This window comes from Mycobacterium sp. E1715 (genome assembly GCF_001667625.1).
Classification (GTDB): Bacteria; Actinomycetota; Actinomycetes; order Mycobacteriales; family Mycobacteriaceae; genus Mycobacterium.
Window position 1 is genome coordinate 1 of record NZ_LZJJ01000252.1, and the last position, 3002, is coordinate 3002.

The 3002-nt window shown below is 70.4% G+C and carries 5 protein-coding genes; 2 read left to right on the forward strand and 3 right to left on the reverse strand.

Annotated features, from left to right (window positions below):
• Both A9X03_RS13435 and bluB read right to left on the reverse strand, forming a co-directional pair.
• On the reverse strand, positions 1–807 hold an 807-nt coding region (locus A9X03_RS13435; RefSeq protein ID WP_156736611.1), incomplete at its 3' end, for a sulfatase-like hydrolase/transferase.
• 36 nt (positions 808–843) lie between these two features.
• Positions 844–1521, reverse strand: coding sequence for a 5,6-dimethylbenzimidazole synthase (bluB, locus tag A9X03_RS13440; protein ID WP_067760805.1), 678 nt, complete (start codon positions 1519–1521; stop codon positions 844–846).
• Between the two features lie 73 nt (positions 1522–1594).
• Between bluB and A9X03_RS13445 the strand changes: the two genes are divergently transcribed.
• Positions 1595–1879: a hypothetical protein gene (locus A9X03_RS13445; RefSeq protein ID WP_067760807.1), complete on the forward strand. Its 285-nt coding sequence runs from the start codon at positions 1595–1597 to the stop codon at positions 1877–1879.
• On the opposite strand, the gene A9X03_RS13450 is transcribed toward A9X03_RS13445, so the two are convergent.
• Positions 1863–2345, reverse strand: a complete 483-nt coding sequence (locus tag A9X03_RS13450; protein WP_067760809.1) for a hypothetical protein — start codon at positions 2343–2345, stop codon at positions 1863–1865. The genes A9X03_RS13445 and A9X03_RS13450 overlap by 17 nt on opposite strands.
• 81 nt (positions 2346–2426) lie before the next feature.
• On the opposite strand from A9X03_RS13450, the gene A9X03_RS13455 reads away from it, so the two are divergent.
• Positions 2427–3002 (forward strand): phosphatase PAP2 family protein (locus A9X03_RS13455; RefSeq protein ID WP_068261476.1); only part of this gene is annotated, 576 nt, incomplete at its 3' end.

The following is a 3002-nucleotide window of genomic DNA, read 5'->3' on the forward strand; positions in this document are numbered from 1 at the left end:
CGGGGGCAGCGCCCGGCCGGTCGGGGGCCTGATGATCATGCCGATGCCGGTTCCCGCGTCATAGAGCGTGGACTTGGCGCGGGGAAACGCTGGGCCGTGGTCGGTGAAGAACACCACCCAGGTGCTGTCATCGAGTCCCGACTCGGCCAGCGTGTCCAGCAGGCGGCCGACGGCGGCATCGGCCGTCGTGATCGACCCGTAGAAGCTGGCCAGGTCGTCGCGCACCTCGGGGGTGTCGGGTAGGTAGTCGGGCGGGTCGACCCCGGCGCTGTCCGCCGGCTCGTAACGGTCCCGGGGATAGGGCCGATGCGTCTCGAAGAACCCGGCGGTCAATAGGAACGGTTGGCCCGCGAGGTCTTCGGTGCCGTCTCGCAGCCAGTCGGAGGCCCGGTCCACCACGTATTCGCAGTAGGAGTTCGAGACGTCGAACTCGTCGAAGCCCAGTCGCTGGGGGTAGGAGGTCTCGTGCTGCATGCCGAAAAGCGCTGAGTACCAACCCGCATCGGTCAGTATCTGGGGCAGGGTGCGCACGCCGCTTCGGTATTCCCAGCCGTGATGCGCCAGCCCGATCAGGCCGTTGCTCTGCGGGTAGCGGCCGGTGAACAGCGACCCGCGCGACGGCGAGCACAGCGGCGCCGTGGCATGCGCCCTGGTGAACCGGATGCCCTCGGCGGCAAGGCGGTCCAGGCGGGGGCTGTCGACGTCCGGGTGCCCGTAGACGCCTAGGTAGCGGCCCAGATCGTGCCAGTGCACGATCAAGACGTTGTCTTTCCGGTCGGCTTCTTCGCCCGGCGCCAATTGCGTCACCTCTCAACTCGCCCGCGACCGGCGACGATACCGCAGCTAGTCGGGCGAAGGCGCAGGGATCCGACTCCAGCGGTTCTCGCAGACGAACTCCGACAGTGGCCGGGCGACAGCCCAGCCGTCGAGTTCCAACGCCGGCCGATCGGGGAATTCCGGCACCGGGCCCAGGCACAGGATGGCCACCGGCTCCGCCCCCGGGGGCATGTCGAGCAACGACGCCAACCGCTGCGGATCGAACAGCGAAACCCAACCCATGCCAAGGCCTTCGGAGCGCGCGGCCAGCCACAGATTCTGGATCGCGCACGAGACCGACGCGAGGTCCATCTGCGGCAGTGTCCGGCGGCCGAACACATGCTTGTCCCGGTCGTCGCACAGGGCCACCACGAGCAGCTCGGCGCACTCGAGGATGCCTTCGACTTTCAGCGCGAGAAACTCCTCGGCCCGCTCGCCCAGGGCCGCGGCGGTGAGCGGGCGCTCCTCGTCGACGAGTGCGTGAATGCGCCGCCGCAGCGAGTCGTCGGTGATCCGGACGAAGCGCCAGGGCTGCATCAGGCCGACGCTGGGCGCCGCGTGGGCCGCCTGCAGCAGGCGCGCCAGCACGGCCTCGTCCACCGCCGCGCCGGGTGAGAACTTCCGCATGTCGCGCCGTTCCGAGATCACCCGATAGACGGCCCGGCGCTCCTGCGGGCTGAAGGCCTGCTCGCTCACGGGAGTCATCGTAGGAAATCCGCGTTAGCGTGAACCGTGTCCGCGACACGCACCGGGTGAACACCCAGGAAAGGAGTGTTCCGTGAAGCCCTTTGACCTACTCGACCGGCCGCCCACCGACGGGGCCGCGGGTCGCGTGTACGGCGAGCCCTATCAGACACCGGACGGCACCACCGTCATCCCCGTGCTCAAACCGCTCGGCGTCTTCGTCGTCCACAACGGCGAAGCCTCCTGGAAGCCCGCCGTGGACGGGAACCGCATCGCGCTGATCGGGGTGATCACCGGCCTGCTGGCGGCGGTGATCGGCAGCCTGGCGGTGCTGCGCCAGCCGCCCTGGCCGCGGATGACGATCACGGACTATAGGTAACGCCGACCGCACGGAACACGTACTCGGGCGGCATGTCGAAGGCCAGGGACCGGCGCGGCAGGCCGCTGAGCACCTCGTCCGGAATGGCCGCCTTGTAGTGCAGCGACAACTCGCCGCTGAACTTCGGGTCGACCTTCGCGACGTCGACGTCGACCTGCAGGCCCGTCGACGAGATCTCGACCCGCGCCGCGCCGGTCTGCGGCGCGTCCCAGCGAACGTCGACGGTCGGGCCGGCCAGCCGCGGCAGCATGGACAGCGTGGCCAGCACCCGCTCGGAGGTGAACGCCAGCGAGCCCGTGTAGCTGGCGACACTGTGCGGCAATCGCACGCCCGGGATGGCGCCCTTGAAGCGCCGGGTCACCGCCACGAAGTCGGCGAGGTAGCGCACGCCTTCCGCCTCGAGCTGCGCGTAGACGTCGTCGGGCAGCTTGCCGATGCCGAGCAACCTGCGGACAAATACGGCCATGACGCCAGTATGGCGCGGGCCGGGCGACAGCGTGGTCGGGCCGCCGGACGCTGCGCGGAGCCCGGCTGGTATCCGTGGGATATGACCCGAGCGCGGACCATGCCGGCCCTGTGCGTCGCCCTGGTCGCGGCGGCCGTCTACGCGCTGATGTGGGCGGGCTACTCGCAGCACTGGCACTGGCAGCAGCGCCTGGATTGGTCGCTGCTGAACGCCGCGCGCGACGGCGCCGTCAAACACCCCTTGTGGGTGCGATTCTGGGCGGACGTCTCGTTCGCGCTGGGCCCGGTCCCGTTGCGCGTGCTCGGCGCGGTGGCGGCGACCGGCGCCCTGGTGGCGCGCCGGGTGCGGGCGGGGTTGTTGCTGCTGGCCTGCGCGCCGCTCAGCGGGCTCGTGACGGTCGCGGCCAAGGCGCTGGTGGACCGGCCGCGGCCGTCGACCATGCTGGTGCCCGCGGCCGAGACGTCGTTTCCGTCCGGGCACGCACTGGAGGTGACGGCCGCGCTGCTCGCGGGGTTGTCGTTGGTGTTGCCGACGATGAACCGGCTGATGCGCACCGTCGCGGCCGCGATGGTCGCCCTGAGCGTGTTGGCGGCAGGCGTCTCGCGGGTGGCGCTGAACGTGCATTACCCGTCCGACGTGCTGGCCGGCTGGGCGCTG